The organism is Ulvibacterium marinum, from assembly GCF_003626755.1.
Lineage (GTDB): Bacteria > Bacteroidota > Bacteroidia > Flavobacteriales > Flavobacteriaceae > Ulvibacterium > Ulvibacterium marinum.
Genome location: NZ_RBCJ01000003.1, coordinates 74,200 through 96,026, shown reverse-complemented (window position 1 = coordinate 96,026; position 21,827 = coordinate 74,200). Strand labels below are relative to the sequence as shown.

Genomic DNA, 21,827 nt, shown 5'->3' with positions numbered 1-21,827 from the left:
CACAGAGAAGATGAATAATTCCAAACCTACTTTGAGCTTCCTCGTATTGTTATTTTGTTTTGCTATGCTAGTGGCACAGGAGCCGAAAAGCATTCCGCAAGTAGAGGAACTCTTACAGAAAATGACCTTGGATGAAAAAATAGGCCAACTGAACCTCCTTACTCCGGGAGGAGGTATTGCCACAGGATCTGTCGTAAGCAAAAATGTTGAGGCCAAAATAAAAGTCGGACAAGTCGGCGGACTTTTTGGCATATCAGGTCCTGAAAAAATGAGGAAAGCGCAGGATCTTGCCATACAAAATACACGTTTAAAAATCCCCTTGTTATTTGGTTCGGATGTCATACATGGCTACAAGACTACTTTTCCCATTCCTTTGGGGCTCTCCTGTAGTTGGAATATGGAACTCATAGAAAACTCGGCACGTATCGCAGCAACTGAAGCTACGGCAGATGGTATTAACTGGAATTTTTCACCGATGGTGGATATTGCCCGGGATCCAAGATGGGGCCGCATTGCCGAAGGTGCCGGGGAAGACCCCTATTTGGGTTCGGCTATCGCTAGGGCCATAGTAAAGGGGTATCAGGGAAATGATCTGGCCGACCCAAAAACGATGTTGGCCTGTGTAAAACATCTTGCTTTGTATGGAGCATCGGAAGCAGGTAGAGATTATAATTCGGTGGATATGAGCAAGATAAAAATGTTCAATCAGTATCTGCCTCCGTACCATGCCGCAGTAGATGCAGGAGTTACCAGCGCTATGACATCCTTTAACGATATTGACGGTATCCCAGCTTCCGGGAATCAATGGCTCATAACGGACCTACTTCGGAAACGATGGGGATTTGAAGGTTTTGTAGTTTCTGATTATACTTCCGTAAATGAAATGATTGCACATGGACTGGGGGATTTACAAGCCGTATCGGCTTTGGCGTTAAAAGCAGGGCTCGACATGGATATGGTGGGTGAAGGATTTCTGACCACCTTAAAAAGGTCTGTTCAAGAAGGAAAGGTGAGTGAAGCTGAGATTACCCAAGCTTGTCGAAGGATCCTGGAGGCCAAATATAAATTAGGGCTTTTTGATGACCCCTACCGTTATATAGACCCCAAACGACCGGCTACGGATATCCTAAATGCGACACATCGAAAAACGGCCAGGGAGGCAGCTGCACAATCTTTTGTATTGCTCAAAAACCATAATGATGTGCTCCCGATTCAAAAAAATGCTAAAATCGCATTGATAGGGCCCTTGGCGAATAACAAGAATAATATGTTGGGTACCTGGGCCCCCACGGGTAATCCTCAATTGTCCTTTCCCGTGCTGGAAGGTTTCAAGAACGCCGCCCCAAATGCTACGATCACCTATGCCAAGGGCACCAATATTTCCAACAATCCTGAACTGGCCAAGAAAGTCAATGTATTTGGCCCCAGAATTGAAATAGACGAGCGCACTCCAGAAATTCTACTCGAGGAAGCACTCAAGTTGGCCCAGAAGTCGGATGTTGTCGTAGCCGTGGTTGGAGAGGCCACCGAAATGAGCGGAGAAGCTGCGAGCCGAACCGACCTCTCAATTCCGGACAGTCAGAAAAAGCTTATTCGGGCACTGGTAGATATCGGAAAGCCATTGGTGCTGGTTTTGATGAGCGGTAGACCCTTGACCATTCCCGAGGAACTTGCCCTACCTATAAGTATTCTGCAAGTTTGGCATCCCGGGGTAGAGGCTGGAAACGCCATTGCCGATGTAGTATTTGGGGATTACAACCCTTCGGGTAAACTCACCGCTACTTGGCCGCGTAATGTAGGGCAAATCCCGATTTACCACAGCATGAAACATACAGGAAGACCCGCGGAATCCACTGAATTTCAGAAATTCAAATCAAATTATCTGGATGTTCCCAATTCGCCCTTGTTGCCTTTTGGCTACGGTTTAAGCTACACCGCATTTGAATACTCCGACCTAAAAATCGATAAAAAAGAAATTGGCCTGGAAGAATCGGTCAACATAAGTGTGACCCTTAAAAACACTGGGGATTTTGACGGAGAGGAAGTGGTACAGTTATATCTTAGGGATGTGGTCCGAAGTATCACACCACCGCAAAAAACATTAAAAGGTTTTAGAAAAGTATTTCTTAAAAGAGGTGAGACCAAAACCGTTCGCTTAACTTTAAACCCCGATGATTTAAAATTTTACAATAGCCAATTGGAATTTGTTTCCGAAACCGGCGAATTTGAGGTTTTCGTAGGGACAAACTCTGTAGAAACACAAAAAGTTTCCTTTATCCTAAACTAAATGACAGTCTACAAATACACACATCTGATATTAGGTATTCTATTGTTCCTAACGGTTGGGGTAAATTATGCCCAAGAGCGCTATTTGGATTCAATTTCTTCGAATATAGGAAAGGTTACCTATACCTATTCGGACAGCCTAAAACTCGATTTTTACTCCATAAAGGGGGATACCGTTACCAATAAACCTTTACTAGTATTGGTCCACGGCGGTGGCTTTGCTATCGGAAAACGGGACAATATTTTGGAAAGTAGGTTCAGTAGGCAAATGGCCAAAAAAGGATATGCCGTTGCCTCCATAAGTTACCGATTGACCAGAAAAGGAAAATCATTTGGTTGCAACTGCCCGACCAACGAGAAAATAGAAACTTTTCTTTCGGCTTCGGAAGATGTTTTAAGGGCTACCCAGTATTTGGTGGACAGGGCCAACGACTTGAAGTTTGATAAAGACAATGTAATCCTTGTAGGAAGTAGTGCAGGTGCGGAAGCCATCCTGAATACCGCTTTCATGCAATTTCGCTATGATTTCAGAACCTTGCCGTATAAAGATTTAAAGTTTTCCGGGGTAATTTCCCTTGCCGGGGCCGTTCTGGATGCAGATTACATTACCCAAAAAAATACGGTTCCCACCATGTTGTTCCACGGGGAAAGGGATAATTTGGTGCCCTTTGCCTCTGCTCCTCACCATTATTGTAAAGAAACCGATCCAGGATATCTTCCGTTGGACGGTTCCCGTTCCATTGCCGATAGACTGGAAGCTCTGGATACTTCATATACCTTGGTATTTGATCCAGAAGGGAACCATGATTGGGCCAATTTACCTTATTCCCATACCGATATGATATCTCGGTTCATCAAAAAAAACATCATCGATGGTGAATACCATCAGACGAAAATTAAGGTATCCTCCAAAAAATAAACATGTCTCAAAAATTCCTTTTAGTTGGGGTCATGGCTTTGGTCTGCTTGTCCTGTAAGCAGGAGATGGCAAAAAAGCTTTTGGAAAACAAAAGACCGAATATCCTTTTCATCATGTCCGATGATCATGCCATACAGGCCCTAAGTGCCTATGGACACCCCATAAGCCAATTGGCTCCCACCCCCAATATTGATAGGATAGCGAAAAACGGGGCTTTGTTTACCCAAAGTTTTGTCACAAATTCCATCTGCGGGCCAAGCCGAGCAGTTATCCTTACGGGTAAGCATAGTCATATCAATGGTTTCCGTCAAAATGGCGACCATTTTGATGGCAATCAACCTACCCTACCCAAAATGCTGAAGCAATCCGGTTATCAAACGACCATTGTGGGCAAGTGGCATTTGCATGGCTATCCCCAAGGTTTTGATTACTGGAAAATTATTGTAGATCAGGGCAATTACTATAATCCGGACTTCATTGAAAACGGTGATACCACACGAATAGAAGGCTATGCAACTGACATAATCACCAGGGATGCCTTGTCTTGGTTAAAAGACAAAAGAAACGATTCTTTGCCCTTTTTTTTAATGGTACACCACAAAGCACCGCATCGAAACTGGATGCCCGCATTACGGCATACGAACAAATATGATTCCATCCAGTTTCCATTACCAGAAACCTATTTCCCGAATTTTCAGGATCAACAAGCGGCCCGAGAGCAGTTGCAGACCATTTACGAAGATATGTACGAGGGTCATGATCTTAAGATGACCTTGGAACTTGACAATGTGGAACTTGCCCACAACCCATGGAAAACCGATTTTGAACGTATGAGTCCCGAACAAAGAAAGGCATGGGACGAAACTTATAAAGAAAAGAATAATGACTTTCACCAAGCCGGTCTAAGAGGGAGGGATTTGGCCGAATGGAAAGGGCAACGTTACATCAGGGATTATATAGCCACTATAGCCGCCTTGGATGAAGGTGTAGGGAAGCTATTGGATTATCTCGAAAACAATGGATTGGATGAAAATACCTTGGTGGTCTATACCTCGGATCAAGGTTTCTATTTGGGTGAAAAAGGGTGGTTCGATAAGCGGTTTATGTATGAGGAATCCTTCGGAACACCTTTGTTGATGCAATTGCCCGGTACTATTGCTCCCAATCAAAAGGTTAAGGCTCTAGTACAAAATCTGGATTTTGCGCAAACTTTTTTGGATTTTGCAGGTGTTACAGAAACGGATTTCGAAATGCAGGGCAAATCCTTTAAGGGGCTGTTGGATGGTAGTCTGGAGGAAGATGATTTTAGGGATGTGGTTTATTACCATTATTACGATTATCCTGCTTTCCATATGGTTAAAAAGCATTATGGTATCCGCACCAAACGGTACAAATTGATACACTTCTATGATGATATCGATACTTGGGAGTTTTATGATCTGAAAAAAGATCCAAAAGAAATGTACAATGCCATTAATGATGACGTCTATTCCAAAACTATAAACCGGATGCATAAAAAGCTGGACAGCGTTCAAAAACACTATAAGGTAACCGAAAGGGAGTTCGAAAAAGCACCTAAGGAAAAGATAAAACGGGCCTATGAGCAATTTGACAAGCTAAGGGGAAAGCCTGCTTTATAGTTTTCGTTCAAAACCCCGTTTTTAGTAACCTATGATTCGACAACTCTTTGGCCGTAAAGGATGTTCAACGGTGTTTGGGATTTGGTAAGACCTAATTGATTATAGATTACTCAAAATCAACTACTGAGTACATTATTGGCCATTCGTTCCGAAATTGATACTCCAAATACCTCTGAGTTCGTTTGTTCCATAACCTATGGCCTTATCCTTTGGATAGAGATTTTTTAGCGCAGTCATGGTTTCAGGTACAATCTGTTCATTGGGGTTTCCATGACATTGTAGGCACATCGTATTGGTGGTAATCGGATAGTAAAAGTTCACTTCGTTATCCTGTAATTCCACGATGGGCTCTACGCTTTTACCGGAAGCTATTTGTTCCTTAAAGAGGTTAATATGTTTCAATTCCTTGGTATTGGCCTGATTTTGTGGATTTCGTGGTTTGTCCGTTACCCTTTTGATAATCGCGTTCTGCATTACGGACATACTATCCGTTAATGGTATCGCCCTTACATTACAGAATTCCACCGCTCCTTGAGTTCCTTTTTCGTTAATGGCCTTCATTAAGTTCCGGCCCAACTGTGCCTTGGTCGCCAAGGCATGGCCAAGCCCCTTGTTGGCATAGCGCTTTTCGGCATTGCCGGTTGTGGTGTAATCATATATTTCCAATGAATTTTTCGCTTCTGGTTTATCATTTTCCAGATAATCGGCAAACCAATCCGGCCGGTCTATTTCATAGTCGTACATATATTCCGCAATCTGTTCAATGACCTTCTCGGGATAGGGGATATAGGGCATGCTGCCAAATCTTTCAACGGCATTAGGAATCTTGGATTCCTGTTCAGGGTCGTTCAGCCAATGTACCAATGCCTCCGTAAATTGTTCCTTGGTGGTTCCCGAATCTATATAATGCATCTTGACCATTGCCATAGGCGGAGCGATCATATGGGCTTCAGAAGCTTTTGGATTGTGGCACATATAGCATTCCCGTTCCATAAGTCCCTTTCCAGGATGCAAGGCCTTAGCATCCAACGCTTCTTTCCCGGAAGACACCTTATCCGTACCTTCCTTAGGTGATTTGAAGTCCTTACACCCTACGGTCAAGAGTACCGTTGATAAAACAAAAAGGAATCTATTCCTCATGATTTTGACAGTCTTCCCATTGCACAACTTACAAAGGAGCGTGTTTTGTGCGCCAAGTTATTTTTACTATCCACAGATGGGTATCCCAACGATGCCAAGGTATCCCTTGCCACCAAGGCATCCTCCGTACTTTCGTACAAAAAAGAAACCATGGAATTTTCCGTATTAACTTCAACCTTTGAAATATGATCTATTCCCGATAACTTTTCGGTGATGGTCTTGGCACATCCGCCACACTTTAGGTTCTGTACGATAATTGAAGTTTTCATCTTTTATTTTTTTACTTTTTTTGACTTAATAGGCGAGTCAAAAAAATCAGTTTTTTGCAGTTATCCTATTCCGTTTTTAGATACCCAAATTTACGAAACCTTCTCATCATTTCCATCGCAGATATCCCCCTTTAAGGTCATAGATTTTTACGAAACCCATACGTGCTAGCTTATGGCTGGCACGTCTACTTCTACTTCCTGAACGACAATACAGGTATACCGGTCTCTCCTTGCTCATCTTATCAAAAGACCTTTCAAAATTGACTGAATCGAAAAAATCGATGTTCACCGCATTTTTGATATGTCCGCTATTGTATTCCGCCGGGCTACGGACATCCACCAATTGCACTTTTGTATCGGATATGGCCTTGGCGTAAGTCTTTGCATCCAGGATTTCGATCTTATCCGTCAGCTCTTTGGCTCCTCGAAAAGAAACATTTAAAAACGACATAGCTACATTTTTTGTTTACAAGGAAAAATGGATAAGGAACGGCCATTCAAAAAAATGACCGCTCCTTAAAAACAACTCATCAACCAAACAATTTCGTCTTTGTATAAAGTAAAATTACAATGTATAAATAGGTCCCATGGTAACATAGGTTACACAAGCGGTATATTCTTTTCCACTTTCATTTTAGTCTGAAGAAATTGGCTCTGATGCGTTTTGTTTTCGAATGAAAAATGACGTAGTACAGATAAGATATGCTCAATACTATTTTCCCTAAGTGTTTTGGAAAATTGTTTACGTGGATGAGAATCAAGGGAGCAAAAATGCCTTTTTAATCCTCAAGACGGGCTATAAAACCCCAATTGGTATGTTGCAGTCTGCCCAGATATTTAAACCCTTTACCTCCAAAAAAACCGGCATCCCCTTCCGCAACGACCAATAATTCGTTATCCCCCTTTTTCAAATCCAGGTTTACCCTGAACATACCGTCGAACATGCGCTCAAATTTTATCTTTTGGTAACTGAATACTTCATGGCCGTTTAACATGATCTTTACCCTGCCGACAAAATCAAAGTTCAAGATAGACTTCTTGTCCTTATCGGATTTTAACATCTTTCTGGCCACCACAACCCCCTTGGGGTATTCAAAGTATCTGGCAAAATTTACATAATTATCCCGTGGATGCTCTATTGCTTTCCAATTTTTGGATTTATTTACTTTCTTGATCAACGTATCAAAATAATTGGATACAGTGTCCCTGGGAAATTGTTCCGAGATTTCCCAAGACGTTAAAAAAGCATTCATGTTTGGTTGGGAAGTTTTGGATTTACCATCAGAGAGTTCTTCATAGGTAATGTTGGCAAAATAGGAAACCCCGAACAAACTCCTCAACATAAAATTACCTCCGGATATTTCCGAGTCCAAAAGCTGAATGTCCATTTGTGGTTCGGGACTATGATCTACGAAGACCTTTAAATTGGTTCCCCGGACTTCAAATGCGGTATGGAACCATTCCAGGGAACTGACATCTGCCGTAGTTTCATAAATGGGATAATTGTAGAACACCCAACTCAGGGCCCCGTTGTAGATTGGAATGTACTGAATGGCTTCGCGGGTACCCCCCATTCCCGGTCTGAAATAAATGAAACGGTAGTTGAACTTGTCCTGTACCCGAAATCCCAATCCGGACATGACTTCTCCGGCGATATCCATTTCTACTCTAAAGTTCCTTACATTTTTGCCCTTGGTCAATGCAACGGACGTTTTTTTTCCATCCAGTTTAAGACTGCGCTTGCCCTTATAAATCGTATCGATATAAGTTGTAGGTTTGTTTTCTTCGGATAGAATAATACATTTATCCTGCTCGAACAGTGCTTGCTGTCCATTCATGGGTTGTAAGAATAAAAGAAAGGCTAAACTCAAAAAATAATACGGTAACTTCATGATTGATGATTTTATAATGAATACAATTCCAAACTAATGGAAGCAAGGTCTAGGAAGGCCTTCATTTTTCAACCATTTTAGGTTTTTTTTTGATTCATATTTGTAAAATTCTGTAAATGAGTCATATATCCGACAACGATAAAAATCTCCTCGAAGCCATAAAAAAGCGGATCGCAAAGGCTTCCGGACTTTCCGAAGTATCGGATTGGGTCCAAAAGGACTATGAGTTTGTTGTTTTCTTTATCGAAGATCAAACGGGCCACCGGCTTAGCTTATCCACAGTTAAAAGAATATGGAAAAACGAGTTTGAAAGATTGCCCCATACCACTACCCTGGATATCCTGGCAAACTTGGCGTACAACAAAGATTGGCATTCCATTAAAAAGGAGCATCTAAGTCCTGAAATACAGACTATACCTAAGAGGGAAATGGAGAAAAAACCTCGGAAAGTCAAAAGCCCAAAACTTTACTTTTTAATCCTTCTTGCAGTATTATTACTTTCGGTTTTAGGCACCTACCTATTAAGTACTATATCCACAAGGTCCCCATCAAAGGTATCCGAAGAGGTTTCCTTTTCTTACGAGAAAACGGTTGAGGGAAAAATACCCAACACCGTGGTTTTTAGATATGATATTGAAGGTGTGGACGCCAATCGATTTTTTTTACAACAGAGTTGGGACAGCAGCCGCAAAGTGGAAATATTCAAAGGAACCAACGAACGAACGGATATCTATTATATACCCGGATATTTTATGGCCAAATTGTTTGCGGATGAGGAAATAATAAAGGAGCTGCCCATCCATGTGACCTATGAAGATTGGTTTATGGCCGCCAGACAGCCCATGGAAAAAATATATACGTTTAGTCCAAACTTATGGTCAAAGGAAGATTATTTGGGCATTGACAAACGTAAACTGGCACAAAAGGGCATTGATTTAAACAAGAAACTGCAATTGGCCTTTTACTATGTTATAGACTTTGGTCTGGATGGAGATGATTTTGAGCAGACTACCCATTTTAAAATGGAACCCCTGGAGGCCATAGACTGCCCTATTTTTAACCTGCACGTACAGGGTGTAGATGGATATTACTGGATAATGTTCGGAAACAAGGGTTGCGAAAGCGAATTGGAGATGCGATTGGGCGATGTTATACACAATGGCAAGAACGAGGACCTGAGTATGTTCGGAACTTCAGTGTATGAATGGCAAAAGGTGGATGTTTTAACAAAGGACAAAGAGGTTACCCTAAAACTAAATGGAACCCCGATATTTTCCAGTGCTTACCATCAATCCATAGGTCCAATAATGGAAATCAGTTATTTTTTCAATGGAATCGGTATGATCGATAATGTACAGCTGAAAAATATCAATGGGGAAACCATCTTTGCGGATGACTTCACGAAGAGATAAATGAGTTGATTCATTAGCGAAACATTCCAAAAGAGTAGTCAAAATAGCTATGGTAAATTCAAGGTTTAGCATTGCGAAAAGACTTCACGATTTTATTGCAATGTTTTGCAATAGAATTATCCCCTAAAAGTGAATTATCGGAACTACTAAAAAGGACCAAGAATAGGACACCAGTGTAAGATGGTTGATATCTTCTAATGGCGCTCCTTAAAATGGCCATTAAAAATTATTGAAACCTTATTTAAGTATTTGCTTAAATAATTATATATTCATCCTAAAATATTGATTATGTCATTGGAACTAAGTTGTACGCGTGCCGAAGCAGACCACAAACAAATTCTACGTTGTAAAGATGTTTTGCACGATGTATCGAATTCTATGGAAGCGATAAGTAAAATAATGGCTCTAGCTGGCAATCAAGTCCGTTTTAAAATCTTGTTTTTGTTACAAAGAGAAACTGAGCTATGCCCATGTGACTTTGCCGATATTTTAGAAATGAGCGTCCCTGCCATTTCTCAGCACTTGCGTAAAATGAAAGATGTGAATGTCATTGAAACCCGTAGAGAGGGACAAACTATTTTTTATCGTATTTCAAAACAAGAGGAAGCCTTTATTTCCTCCATTTTAAGCAGTATAAAATCCAACAGAAAAATCGCATAGTATGAAAAAGACCATTACATCTAACGGAACCGCCCTAGCAGGTGTATTTTCGGCTATTGCCACCTCATTGTGCTGCGTAACACCTGTATTGGCATTACTTTCTGGCACTACGGGCATTGCCTCCACTTTTTCATGGATAGAGCCTTACAGACCTGTTTTGGTGGGTATCACGGTATTTATTCTAGGTCTTGCCTGGCATCAAAAATTGAAAGCCCGCCCTGAAGATATTGACTGCGCCTGTGACGATGAAAAGCCCAAATTCATCCAATCCAAAAAATTTCTTTTACTGGTAACATCCTTTGCGGGCATAATGCTGGCATTTCCCTATTATTCGCATTTGTTTTATCCAAACCTTAACTCTCAAAAACAAGTAGTTTATGTGTCAGAAGGTAATGTAAGTGTATTGACTTACTCAATTCAAGGAATGACCTGTACAGGATGTGAAGCCCATATTGAAAACGAGCTAAATCAATTAGAGGGTATTTTAGAGGTAGATGCGAACTATGAGACATCCAAAACTTTTGTGAAGTTTGATAAAAGTAAAGTGACCGCTAGTGAAATAACATCTGCTATTGGAAAAACTGGATATACAATCATAGAATAATGGAAGCTATTTTAGAATCGACAATCACCTGTCCCAAGTGCGGACATAGCAAGGAAGAACTGATGCCAAAAATAGCTTGCCAATTCTTTTATGAATGTGAAAGCTGTAAAGAAATAATAAGACCCAAAGAAGGTGATTGCTGTGTATTCTGCTCCTATGGTACCGCCGTCTGTCCTCCCATTCAACAAAACAAGAGTTGTTGTTGATGGCCATGCGCAAAACAGTATTTGAAATTTCCAAAATGGACTGCCCATCCGAGGAAAATCTTATCCGTATGAAATTGGATGGGATAGGAAATATCGAAAATCTGGACTTCGATATTCCTAATCGAAGATTAATCATTTACCACAAAGGGGAAGTTGAAAAAATTGAAAAATCCATTATCGAACTTAATTTAGGGAGCAAGAGACTTGCCACTCAAGAAACGGAACAAAAAAAATTCACCAAAAACACAAATCAAAAAAAACTGCTTTGGACTGTCCTTGCTATAAATTTCATCTTTTTTCTTCTTGAAATGACTACGGGTCTGATTTCAAAATCTATGGGGCTTGTAGCGGATAGTCTCGATATGCTTGCAGACAGTTTTGTTTATGGTATCAGCCTTTTCGCGGTGGGTGGAACGATGGCCAGAAAGAAAAGAATTGCCAAGCTTGCCGGTTATTTCCAGATAACGCTCGGCATTATTGGATTTATTGAGGTTCTTAGGCGTTTTTTTGGAGCAGAGGCACTACCTGATTATTCTATCATGATTATTGTTTCCGTGTTTGCGCTTATCGCAAACGGAATTTGTCTTTACCTGATGCAAAGATCCAAAAGCCGAGAGGAGGCACACATGAAGGCCAGCATGATTTTTACGTCAAATGATGTAATCATAAATTTAGGTGTTATAGTAGCTGGGCTTTTGGTCAACTGGCTAAACTCCGATAAACCTGACCTTATCATTGGAACCATTGTTTTCATTTTAGTGGTGCGAGGAGCGATAAGAATATTGAGGCTTGGAAAGTGACTAGAGGAGTCTAGAATTGGTAAGTTCCTTAGAAATGAACCTTTAATAATACATCCCTACCATATTCCATATATTCCATTTCCTACTTTAAGGAATAGTTAAGATTTAGGATTCCGGACTACCATTTTCTTGCTCCATTCATAATTAATTGTAATATTGCGATAAACAAATAAAAGAAATGGGTTTAGCGAAGACCGAAATATTTACGGATAAACAAAACCAGATTGCAGTCTTTGCCAAAGTATTCGGGCATCCCGCACGCGTGGCCATACTCCAACATCTATTTAAAACCGATTCCTGTTTCTGTGGAAACCTCGTGGACGAAATTGGACTGGCCCAACCCACTGTTTCACAGCATTTGAAGGAGTTAAAACATTTAGGCCTTATAAAAGGAAATGTGGAAGGTACAAGCGTCTGCTACTGTATTGATAAGGAAAACTGGACCGTCATGAAGGAAGTGATGTCCGATTTCTTGAATCAAGACCTTCCTCCCGATGATGATTGTTGCTAAATAAAAAGTACATAAACCAATGACCACAAAGACAGTAGTTTTCGAAAAAATAGACCTAGGGATTTCCTCGATCCAAACGGATACCATTTCTGATGAGCGAAGAAATACGTTACAACCTCTTATAGCTTTTATACAGGGTAAAGTGGACCATGGACAGGAAATTAGACTCAACTTTATCTGTACCCATAATTCCAGAAGAAGCCATTTGTCACAAGTTTGGGCACAGACCATGGCGGCCTATTTCAAAATTAAAAATGTGTATTGCTATTCCGGTGGAACGGAAGCCACGGCCCTATTCCCAATGGCGGCTACAACTTTGGCCAATTCCGGTTTTCAGGTCAAAACCATCAACCAAGGCCCAAACCCCGTTTACGCCATCAAATATGCCGGGAATGCACATCCCGTGATTGGATTCTCAAAAACTTTTGATGACGATTTTAATCCCAACAGCGAATTTGCGGCCATCCTTACCTGTTCTCAGGCGGATGAAGGCTGCCCCTTCATTGCAGGTGCCGAAAAACGGATTCCGATAACCTATGAAGATCCCAAGGTCTTTGACAATACCTCGCAGCAAGCAGAAAAATATCATGAACGAAGTCTGCAGATTGCCACCGAACTATTCTATGTTTTTTCTAAAATCAAGGCATAACCATGGCGAACAAAAAACTGAGTTTTCTGGATAAAAATTTAACGCTTTGGATTTTTATTGCCATGGCCTTGGGCGTTGGAATCGGATACTTTTTCCCATCATTTCCCGAATTGCTGAATACGGCCAATAGCGGCACCACCAACATCCCCATTGCCATAGGCTTGATATTGATGATGTATCCGCCCCTGGCCAAAGTGAACTACGCCTTGTTGCCCAAAGTGTTCCGCAATACCAAAATACTATCCATATCATTACTTCTGAATTGGATTATTGGTCCTATTTTAATGTTCGTTTTGGCGATTATCTTTTTGAGGGATTATCCCGAATATATGGTGGGGCTTATTCTGATAGGTCTGGCGCGTTGCATTGCCATGGTACTGGTTTGGAACGACCTAGCTGAAGGAAATAGTGAGTACGGTGCGGGACTGGTGGCGTTGAACAGTATTTTTCAGGTGTTCGCCTATAGTTTTTATGCCTGGATATTCATCACTATTCTTCCCCCCTATTTTGGGTTTGAGGGTGCCATTGTAGATATTTCAATAGGAACCATTGCCGAAAGTGTAGCCATATACCTTGGGATTCCATTTTTATTGGGTATTCTTAGCCGTCTGATTTTGGTGAGACTCAAAGGCGAGGAATGGTATAGAACAAAATTTATTCCCACCATTTCACCAATCACCTTAATCGCGTTGTTGTTCACTATTGTAGTTATGTTTTCACTTAAAGGTGAATTGATCGTAGAGATTCCCATGGACGTCCTTATTATCGCCCTACCTTTATTGGTATACTTCAGTTTGATGTTTATCATCGGTTTTTTCTTTACCAAGGCCATGGGTGCGGAGTACGACAAAACGGCTTCCGTGGCATTTACGGCCGCAGGAAACAATTTTGAATTAGCCATTGCAGTGGCCATAGCGGTTTTCGGATTGAACTCCGGTCAAGCCTTTGCCGGGGTAATCGGGCCATTGGTGGAAGTGCCAACATTAATTCTTTTGGTTAGGGTAGCCTTTTGGTTAAGAAAAAAGTATTACAGACCGCAAACGGCATAAAATTGCTCTGTCCAGAAAACATTTGCCAATCCCTTGTTTTTTAAGGGTTTGAGGAAATGAGAATTCTTAAATTATCAATTTTGCATAGGCATTAGGAATCTTTCACCAGTCCATTTTGGTTGGGTACCGTTCCCCGTTTTCTAACCAGGTTCTCGCTATGTCCAAAGCTTCTCTAAATGCTTTCTCCTTTGAGTATCCATGAACCTCGATCATTCCATTGGCCAATAGGTAAGCCTTATCAATGACCTTTGGATGCTCCTTCTTTAATTGGTGTTTGAATTCTTCTCGATTAAATTTTTTTCCCATTTTATCGACTCCTAATTCCATATGTTACCAAGATGTTAAGATAAGGTAAACAAACAAATTATCACTTTTATTGTTTCCAAAATACCGATAGTATTCCCTACACCTTTGGATTCTTTAATTAAAGAATCCGAAATATCGTTGTTTTATGACCAAAAACGCTTAAAAAATCGTTTCTACGCGAAAATCACCGATAACCCTAATTGTTGTCAATGAAATAGTAAAATGTAACTCTTTTTAAATAATTCTAGCTGAACATCGGAAAGTATGACCTTAGCTTTTACCATAGCTTAACCTTATAATTTCAAGTATTGGTTCAGACATAAACATTTTATAAGTTTTAGCTAACATCGATACGGCATAGGTATTGGAACTTTAAACAGTCGTTGGGCTATCGCCCAAAAAATTTTTCGAACAATCAACCCTTAAATTTTTTAAAATGAAAAAAGTTCTATTCTTTCTTGCCCTAGTTATTCTTATCTCTTCCTGTGACCTCATTGAAGACCATATAGGCACTCCAGACCCAGGGATTCCTCCCAAATCCGTACTGCAGAAAAATGTTCAGTATCCCCTCCCTTTTAATGTATTGGGCACCTTGGAAAACAATGTTGAAATCCGTAACGGTGGGTTTGGTTCGGCAGCTACGGCCCATCCTACCCATGAAGGCGAGTTCTATGCGATCACGGATCGAGGACCAAATACTAATTTTTTGGATGGCAAAAAGTTTCCCGTTTCCGACTACATCCCTAGGATTGGCCATTATGCGGTCAATAGCGATGCCGAAATCGTATTGTTGGAAGAGATTTTGCTCAAAGACCCCTATGGCAATCCCATTTCGGGTATTCCCAATCCCGAGGGCAAAGGAGCCACTGGAGAAATTCCCTACGATATTGCGGGCAATCAAATCCCCTTTGATGATTTCGGAATGGATGCCGAAGGCCTGGTCGCCTTAAAAGACGGTACTTTTTGGGTATCCGATGAGTATGGCCCACATATTGTGCACTATTCGGCTACCGGAGTAGAATTGGAGCGTATCTCCCCAATTGGTGTAAACGAGGGAAATGGCGGTAGAAAACTTCCCGCCGTTTACGCCAAAAGAAGGGCAAACCGGGGGATGGAAGGATTGGCCATCACCCCGGATGAACGTGTTCTTGTAGGCATCATGCAGTCTACCATGCACAACCCAGAAAGTATCCGGGCCGACATCACTAGAATTGTAACGCTTGATCTATATACCGGAAGCACAAAACAGTATTTATACAGACAGCAAAAGGCAAATCTCTCTAATTCGGAAATCGTGGCCCTATCCAACACGAAATTTTTGGTAGTGGAACGTGACGGGAATTTTGCCGGAGCAGAGGCCGCCCAAAAACATATCTATGAAATAGATGTATCAGTGGCTACTGATGTATCAGGTGCTGATGATGCCTCCGAATTTGGCCTTATGATAGATGGTAAGACCATAGAACAATCAAGCTGGGAAGAACTGGACGCCGCAGGAATCGTCCCAGTAGAAAAAGAACTTGTGGCGGATTTGGTGGCACTCAATGGATACTCTCATGACAAATTGGAAGGTTTTTGGTTGATCGATAACCATACTATTGGATGTCTTAACGATGATGATTTTGCGGTTTCCGATGAAGACGGGGATGGCACCATCGAACAGAAAATACTTCCGGGAACGGATGACGTGGATGCGAGCTCGTTATATCTAATTCATCTTGATTAACGTGTAAATCAACTTTGGAGAGACGGATAACTTCTGTCTCTCCAGAGTTTCCTATGTTTGTACACCCTCCTTTTTTACCGATCATTCCTCAAAAATAGGGTCTCATCACCCTGTCCCATGATGATTAGATCCGTGGATTTCAGAAAAAGTCCGGTTTCAACCACCCCGGGCATTTCTATAAGGGTTCTATTTAAGCTATTTATATCTTTGACCCCAAAAATATCGACATCAAGAATACAGTTATTTTCATCGGTGCTGTACGTTTTCCCATCGTGTTTTCTTAGGACGGGTCTCAAACCCATTTCAATCAGCTGGGCAAGTATCGTTGGGGTGGCAAAAGGAATGGTTTCCAGAGGCAACTTAAATTTGCCCAAGATATCGACCTTCTTTCCGGAATCGGCAATGATTACGTTTAGCTTAGCATTATAGGCAAGAATTTTTTCCCGCAACAATGCCCCGCCACCACCTTTTATCAATCGGAATTGTGGGTCGAATTCATCCGCTCCGTCTATATTAATATCCAGCTTACCGGCTTTTTCCAATGGTATTAGGTCTATGCCCAAATCCTTCGCCAATTGAGCTGTCTTTTCAGAAGAGGGAACTCCCTTTATGGACAGACCTTTCCCAACTTCTTCTCCCAATTTGCGAATCATATGTTCGGCTGTAGACCCCGATCCCAGACCGACTATCATGCCGTTTTTAACCAAGGAGACCGATTCATAGGCCGCTAATTTCTTTTCATGTTCTATTACGGTCGACTTCATTTTTAAAAGCTCTTTCCCGGACTAAGATAATTAATAACGGAACAATTAAAGTGCCGGGAGACATTGTGGTCCACACCTGAAAAAGGTAAAAACAAAATAGCGCTAGATACTTTACCTAATTTTCCTAAATTCGACCTGTAATGATCAAAGCTCTAATTTTTGACCTGGATGGAACACTTATCCAGACGGAAGTATTGAAGGCAACTTCGTATGCCCAGGCCATACAACAGTTGACCGACCATGCCGTAGGGGAACAACAGGTATTGGATGTTTTTGGAAAATTCGTGGGGTTGTCCAGGGAAAAGGTCGTGGAAGGTCTCTACAGGGAATTCTTATCGGAATTGGAACTGCACTTGGGCTCTCAGGATTCTGATCATATCAAAGAACGTATCATCAACAAACGGTTGTCCATTTATGATGAAATACTAAAGGATACGGCACTTTTATCCAAACATTTTTGCCCCTTTACCCTAGAGCTTCTGCACAAGGCCCATTTTGAGAAGTTTCATGTTGTTTTGGCTACCATGTCACATCTACCTCAAGCGAAAAGAATGGTTACCCTAATGGGAATTGTAGATAAACTTGACTTGATATTAACCCGGGACGATGTCGATAAGGGCAAACCAGATCCCGAGATTTATCTCAAGGCAAAAAATGCACTCCAGTTGGATTCGGATGAATGTTTGGTCATTGAAGATTCCGTTAATGGTATCAAAGCCGGACTCAGTGCTGGAATGCAGGTCTTTGCCGTTACAAACGATGTTACAAGACGCTCCGTACATTCCGGCAATCTGTTGGACGATGCCTATATTGTGGATACGCTTGAAGACCTCAGCTCAAGGGTATTTGGTTTTATACAGGCCGAAACGTAATTCCATTTTTTTATCAGTCCCCTTACCACCGGATTAGGGCTAGATTAACTTCTTACCATCCCCAGATCGATTACGGCTGACTCCTCCGTTCCATTCCCTGTAAAATCAAAAGTGGTTATGCCGCTCAGAAACAGCACATTGTTTTCGAATCCAATATTGAACAATTCATAATCGTCCCTGGCATCACCATCAAAGACTACAATTAATCTATCCCCATACTCTTCTCCGTTAAAACCAAGTTCACCGGAAAATGTTTCCAAGCCCAGTCCAGGAGTGTTGATCGTGATGGCAAATCGGCCATTGGCTTGGACGGTCAATGTAGCACTTCCGCCTTCCTCAATGATATCCAATCGGTTACCGGGAACATCAATACTTTCAAATATCGCGCTTGTGGCTGTCCAGTTCCCGGTAAAATCGGAAACCGAGAGTACCGGGCCTTCCAACGATATGGCCAAATCCTCACCATCACCGCTACAAGAAATTGAAGTGCCAAGTATTATAAACATAATAGCCACAGAAAACATGGCCCCTATTCTCTTATACGGGTAATCCAAACCTTTATTTTTCATTCTTTCCATTTGTTTTGGTTCAACATAAAACTATCTGCAATAGTCCAGTATCAACTATCACAATGCCTTCTCAAAAGTAATTGTATGGAAAGCGATGGCTTATTACGGATGTTCCAATTTTTAACACCGATGTTACATGTATTAATCTCATTATCTAGGGAATAACTATAAAAAAGATAGATTTTACCACTATCTTAGTTGGTATACCAACAACCCATCCGCCCAACATGAGAAGGCTTATTGTTTTTGGCTTCATCTGTTTAAACTGCTGGGTAACCCATGCCCAGCTTGACTCAAAAATTGATAGTCTGGAACAATTGCTCAAAACGAGTCGTAATCAGGATACTACCAAAATCCAACTACTTTTGGATGTGGCCAATGCCTACAGAGGGGTCAGTTTGGACACATCATACCTTTATGCAAAAGAGGCATATGACCTGGCTTTAGTCCATGACCATGAATACGGTATGGCCTCGGCGGATAAAATTAGAGGGACTTATTTTCTCTATTCCGGGATTACGGATAGCTGTATTTTTTACTATCAGAGAAGTCAGGGGTTATTTCAAAAATTAGGCAACCTGGATGGGGTACATGACATTAACTATAATCTGGGTCTTCTACATACGTCATTGGCCGAGTATGATAAGGCCATTTCCTATTACCAAAAGGATTTTGACTATCGAAACCAAATTAATGACACCCTGGGGATAGCGGATGGTTACTTGAATATGGGAGCTGTCTTTTTATACAAGGGCGACAATCAGAATGCGTACACGAACTTTACCGCCTCCCTACCCTATTTTAGCCAAGCTGGTGATAGCGTATCGGTAGCCAAGGTCAATTTTAATCTTGGAACCATACAATGGAACTATAGCAATTATGACTTGGCCTTGACCGATTTTTTCTCCGCACTGGAAATCTTTGAGAAGGAAGGGGACCGCTATCTGTTGGCCAGTTGTTTGGAAAACATCGCAGGGGTGTACGAGAATATGGAGAACTATAAAAATGCCCTAAAATACTATAGGGCATCATTGCAACACAGCCAGGAAGTGGGCAATGCAAGACTTACGGCCTCCAACTATCACAGTCTTGGTGCAGCCATGGATAAAAGTTCCCAAAGGGACTCCGCACTTTATTATTTTGATAAAAGCTTGGAGCTATCAGAAGAAGGTGATTTTAAAGATTTATTGAGCCTCAATTACCATAGCCTAGGTGTGCTGTATGCCGGTAGTAAACCGGTAAAGGGTACTGAATTTCTCAATAAGAGTATCTCTCTAAAAAAAACCATTGAACTGGATGACTTTAACATTGCTACAAGCCTGTATGAGTTGGGTGCCATACATGTAAACGGGCAGCAATGGGCGGAAGCCAAAAGAATATTTGAGGAAGGATGGGAGGTCTCCCAACAAACCGACAGCAAGGATATCAAAAGTAAGCTGTCCTATGCATTATATGACCTGCACAAAAGAATGGGAAACGAAAATAAGGCACTTTCCTATCTAGAAGAGTTTTATGTGTTAAGGGACAGTATTTTTGATGAGGAAACGAGCAAAAACATCGTGGCCCGGGAAATCCAGTACGAGACCGCAAAAAAAGACCAACAAATACAACTTCTGGTCAAGGAAAAAGAGCTACAACAAGCCGAAGTTGCTACCAAGGAAGCATTGGTTAAACAGCGTTCCATCCAAAGAAACCTACTGCTGTGGGGAATTGTCTCCTTGATCATTATTTCCCTCCTTTTATTTCGAAACTATAATATAAAACTGAAGTCCCGTGAACTTGTTAACAGAAAACAGCAGGAGTTCGTAAATCTTAGGTCACGTTTTTTCGCAAACGTTTCCCACGAATTTCGTACGCCGCTTACCTTGATTCTCGGTCCGTTGAACGATCTGCTGTCCTCTGGCCCGGAAAACAAGGAGCATCAAGAAAGCTATCGATTAATGAAGCAAAACGGCGAAAAGCTATTAGGTCTGGTAAATCAGTTGCTCGATCTCGCGAAACTGGAAGCCGGCAATATGCCCTTGCGTTTGACGGAAGCCGACCTCAAAACTTTTTTGAGGGCACGGGCTGCGGCTTTTAGTTCGCTGGCCGACTTTCAGGATATTTCGTTCCATATAAACGTTGCACCCGAAATAGCATCAGGTTGGTTTGATTCCGATGCCCTTGAAAAAATCATCAATAATCTATTGTCCAATGCGTTCAAATATATCGGGGAAGGGGGAAAAATAGACTTTATAGCCTCGTCAACGGATGGAAATGGCAGAATTCCAGGAGAAGGTACCTTCTTAAAAATAGAGGTTAGGGACGACGGTTTGGGCATTTCCGGCCCGGAACTGGGCAAAGTTTTTAATCGTTTCTACCAGGCAGATGCCCCTTCTACCAAGAAAAAGATGGGAACAGGCATTGGTTTGGCCCTGACCAAGGAATTGGTAGAATTGCACAAAGGGCATATTTCCGTAGCTAGCGAAGAAGGCAAAGGAACTGTCTTTACGGTTGTCCTTCCCATTACCAAGGAGCATTTCAAGAAAGCGAACATCATACTTGAGGATGAAAGGACACAAAAGGTTCGGGAATTGCATAGTGTGGTTCCCTCTAGGGCCTTTACCGACCCAGAAGTTCCAGGGGCCAAAACAAAAGGACTCCCCATATTGTTAATAGTAGAGGACAATACAGACGTAAGAGCTTATATTCGGAAACAACTTCGAGACACATACGAAATTGAAGAGGCGATAAACGGAGAAGACGGTTTCGACTTGGCTCAAAAGAAGATTCCCGATATTATAATCAGCGATGTGATGATGCCAGGAATGAGCGGAATAACACTCTGCGAAAAGCTAAAACAGGACGAAAAAACGAGTCATATTCCCGTGATATTACTTACGGCATTGGCATCCCAAGCCTCTAAACTTGAGGGCATTGAAACAGGGGCGGATGACTATATTGTTAAACCCTTTGATAAGGAGGAACTAAGGGCCCGGGTAAAAAACCTAGTCGATCAACGACGGTTGCTACGAAAAAAGTATAGTAGGCAGCTTCGTTTAGAACCCAAGGCATTGGCCGTTACCTCTACGGATGAACGTTTTCTAAAAAAAGTGACACATACGTTGGAACAACGTTTGGACGATTCCTCATTTGGGGTTGAGGATCTGGCAAAAGAAGTAGGAATGGGCAGAACACAGCTGTTTCGCAAAATGCGTGCCCTTACCGATCAAACCGTTCAGGATTTTGTTCGGGACTACCGGCTAAAAAGGGCGGCGCAATTACTTAGGGACAAAGCCGGGAACGTATCGGAAGTTGCCTATCAAGTAGGGTTCAACAACCTTTCCTACTTTACAAAACGTTTTAAGGAACTTTTCGGCAAAACACCTTCACAATATGCCTCTTGAGTAATTGGTTATTCAACCTTAAATTAGGATCACCTTTTTAAATTCTAACCAAATTCAACTATCGTTGAAAGCTCTGGATGGGGATATCATTGATAACCCGTAGTTAACACAACCTTAAAACCAACTTTGCAATAGTCTAAAGGATTATTTACAAACTTTGAATAATC

Annotated in this window: 21 protein-coding genes; 14 read left to right on the top strand and 7 right to left on the bottom strand. The window is 41.6% G+C overall.

What is annotated here, in order from left to right:
* The first annotated feature begins 10 nt into the window (after positions 1 to 10).
* From bglX to D7Z94_RS13475, 3 genes are read left to right on the top strand one after another with little or no spacing between them, the layout of a single operon-like run.
* A complete protein-coding gene (gene bglX / locus D7Z94_RS13485) occupies positions 11 to 2,287 on the top strand; it encodes a beta-glucosidase BglX (RefSeq protein WP_120712142.1) in 2,277 nt (758 codons plus the stop codon).
* Entirely contained in the window at positions 2,288 to 3,205 is a 918-nt protein-coding gene (locus tag D7Z94_RS13480; RefSeq protein WP_120712141.1) for an alpha/beta hydrolase, read from the top strand.
* A 2-nt stretch (positions 3,206 to 3,207) separates the two neighbouring features.
* Positions 3,208 to 4,845 carry a sulfatase family protein gene (locus D7Z94_RS13475; RefSeq protein ID WP_120712140.1) on the top strand — a complete coding sequence of 546 codons (1,638 nt, stop codon included), beginning with the start codon at positions 3,208 to 3,210 and terminating at the stop codon, positions 4,843 to 4,845.
* Between the two features lie 132 nt (positions 4,846 to 4,977).
* Here D7Z94_RS13475 and D7Z94_RS13470 read toward each other — a convergent pair whose 3' ends face one another.
* From D7Z94_RS13470 to D7Z94_RS13455, 4 genes are all read right to left on the bottom strand, one after another.
* On the bottom strand, positions 4,978 to 5,985 hold the full coding sequence (locus D7Z94_RS13470; RefSeq protein WP_245967199.1) for a Tll0287-like domain-containing protein: 1,008 nt from the start codon (positions 5,983 to 5,985) through the stop codon (positions 4,978 to 4,980).
* The gene (locus D7Z94_RS13465) at positions 5,982 to 6,254 is read right to left on the bottom strand and encodes a heavy-metal-associated domain-containing protein (RefSeq protein WP_120712139.1); all 273 of its coding nucleotides are present in this window, start codon (positions 6,252 to 6,254) and stop codon (positions 5,982 to 5,984) included. Before D7Z94_RS13465 ends, D7Z94_RS13470 begins: the two co-directional genes overlap by 4 nt.
* A 106-nt stretch (positions 6,255 to 6,360) precedes the next feature.
* A complete protein-coding gene (locus D7Z94_RS13460) occupies positions 6,361 to 6,705 on the bottom strand; it encodes a rhodanese-like domain-containing protein (RefSeq protein WP_120712137.1) in 345 nt (114 codons plus the stop codon).
* A gap of 328 nt (positions 6,706 to 7,033) precedes the next feature.
* Positions 7,034 to 8,146 carry a hypothetical protein gene (locus D7Z94_RS13455; protein ID WP_147415899.1) on the bottom strand — a complete coding sequence of 371 codons (1,113 nt, stop codon included), beginning with the start codon at positions 8,144 to 8,146 and terminating at the stop codon, positions 7,034 to 7,036.
* A 116-nt stretch (positions 8,147 to 8,262) separates the two neighbouring features.
* On the opposite strand from D7Z94_RS13455, the gene D7Z94_RS13450 reads away from it, so the two are divergent.
* The 8 genes from D7Z94_RS13450 to arsB all read left to right on the top strand — a co-directional run bounded on the left by D7Z94_RS13450 (position 8,263) and on the right by arsB (position 14,037).
* The gene (locus D7Z94_RS13450; protein ID WP_120712133.1) at positions 8,263 to 9,558 is read left to right on the top strand and encodes a hypothetical protein; all 1,296 of its coding nucleotides are present in this window, start codon (positions 8,263 to 8,265) and stop codon (positions 9,556 to 9,558) included.
* Between the two features lie 288 nt (positions 9,559 to 9,846).
* Entirely contained in the window at positions 9,847 to 10,218 is a 372-nt protein-coding gene (locus D7Z94_RS13445) for an ArsR/SmtB family transcription factor (RefSeq protein ID WP_120713123.1), read from the top strand.
* A gap of 1 nt (position 10,219) precedes the next feature.
* On the top strand, positions 10,220 to 10,822 hold the full coding sequence (merTP, locus tag D7Z94_RS13440) for a mercuric transport protein MerTP (protein ID WP_120712132.1): 603 nt from the start codon (positions 10,220 to 10,222) through the stop codon (positions 10,820 to 10,822).
* Complete coding sequence (locus D7Z94_RS25940; RefSeq protein ID WP_120712131.1) at positions 10,822 to 11,028, top strand: GDCCVxC domain-containing (seleno)protein; 207 nt, start codon at positions 10,822 to 10,824, stop codon at positions 11,026 to 11,028. Before merTP ends, D7Z94_RS25940 begins: the two co-directional genes overlap by 1 nt.
* Positions 11,029 to 11,033: 5 nt before the next feature.
* Positions 11,034 to 11,828: a cation transporter gene (locus tag D7Z94_RS13430; RefSeq protein ID WP_120713122.1), complete on the top strand. Its 795-nt coding sequence runs from the start codon at positions 11,034 to 11,036 to the stop codon at positions 11,826 to 11,828.
* 178 nt (positions 11,829 to 12,006) lie between these two features.
* Complete coding sequence (locus D7Z94_RS13425; protein ID WP_120712130.1) at positions 12,007 to 12,339, top strand: ArsR/SmtB family transcription factor; 333 nt, start codon at positions 12,007 to 12,009, stop codon at positions 12,337 to 12,339.
* 19 nt (positions 12,340 to 12,358) lie between these two features.
* The gene (locus D7Z94_RS13420; protein ID WP_120712129.1) at positions 12,359 to 12,988 is read left to right on the top strand and encodes an arsenate-mycothiol transferase ArsC; all 630 of its coding nucleotides are present in this window, start codon (positions 12,359 to 12,361) and stop codon (positions 12,986 to 12,988) included.
* 2 nt (positions 12,989 to 12,990) lie between these two features.
* Positions 12,991 to 14,037, top strand: coding sequence for an ACR3 family arsenite efflux transporter (gene arsB, locus D7Z94_RS13415; RefSeq protein ID WP_120712128.1), 1,047 nt, complete (start codon positions 12,991 to 12,993; stop codon positions 14,035 to 14,037).
* 102 nt (positions 14,038 to 14,139) lie between these two features.
* Here the strand turns inward: arsB and D7Z94_RS13410 are convergent, their stop codons facing one another.
* Positions 14,140 to 14,364 carry a hypothetical protein gene (locus tag D7Z94_RS13410; RefSeq protein ID WP_120712127.1) on the bottom strand — a complete coding sequence of 75 codons (225 nt, stop codon included), beginning with the start codon at positions 14,362 to 14,364 and terminating at the stop codon, positions 14,140 to 14,142.
* Positions 14,365 to 14,779: 415 nt separating this feature from the next.
* Between D7Z94_RS13410 and D7Z94_RS13405 the strand changes: the two genes are divergently transcribed.
* Positions 14,780 to 16,069: an esterase-like activity of phytase family protein gene (locus D7Z94_RS13405; protein ID WP_120712126.1), complete on the top strand. Its 1,290-nt coding sequence runs from the start codon at positions 14,780 to 14,782 to the stop codon at positions 16,067 to 16,069.
* A gap of 74 nt (positions 16,070 to 16,143) precedes the next feature.
* On the opposite strand, the gene rpiA is transcribed toward D7Z94_RS13405, so the two are convergent.
* Positions 16,144 to 16,833: a ribose-5-phosphate isomerase RpiA gene (gene rpiA, locus D7Z94_RS13400; RefSeq protein WP_120712124.1), complete on the bottom strand. Its 690-nt coding sequence runs from the start codon at positions 16,831 to 16,833 to the stop codon at positions 16,144 to 16,146.
* Between the two features lie 140 nt (positions 16,834 to 16,973).
* Between rpiA and D7Z94_RS13395 the strand changes: the two genes are divergently transcribed.
* Positions 16,974 to 17,705, top strand: coding sequence for an HAD family hydrolase (locus tag D7Z94_RS13395; RefSeq protein ID WP_120712123.1), 732 nt, complete (start codon positions 16,974 to 16,976; stop codon positions 17,703 to 17,705).
* A 44-nt stretch (positions 17,706 to 17,749) separates the two neighbouring features.
* Here D7Z94_RS13395 and D7Z94_RS13390 read toward each other — a convergent pair whose 3' ends face one another.
* On the bottom strand, positions 17,750 to 18,274 hold the full coding sequence (locus D7Z94_RS13390; protein ID WP_147415898.1) for a hypothetical protein: 525 nt from the start codon (positions 18,272 to 18,274) through the stop codon (positions 17,750 to 17,752).
* 227 nt (positions 18,275 to 18,501) lie between these two features.
* Between D7Z94_RS13390 and D7Z94_RS13385 the strand changes: the two genes are divergently transcribed.
* Positions 18,502 to 21,660, top strand: coding sequence for a response regulator (locus tag D7Z94_RS13385; protein WP_120712121.1), 3,159 nt, complete (start codon positions 18,502 to 18,504; stop codon positions 21,658 to 21,660).
* Positions 21,661 to 21,827: the final 167 nt, after the last annotated feature.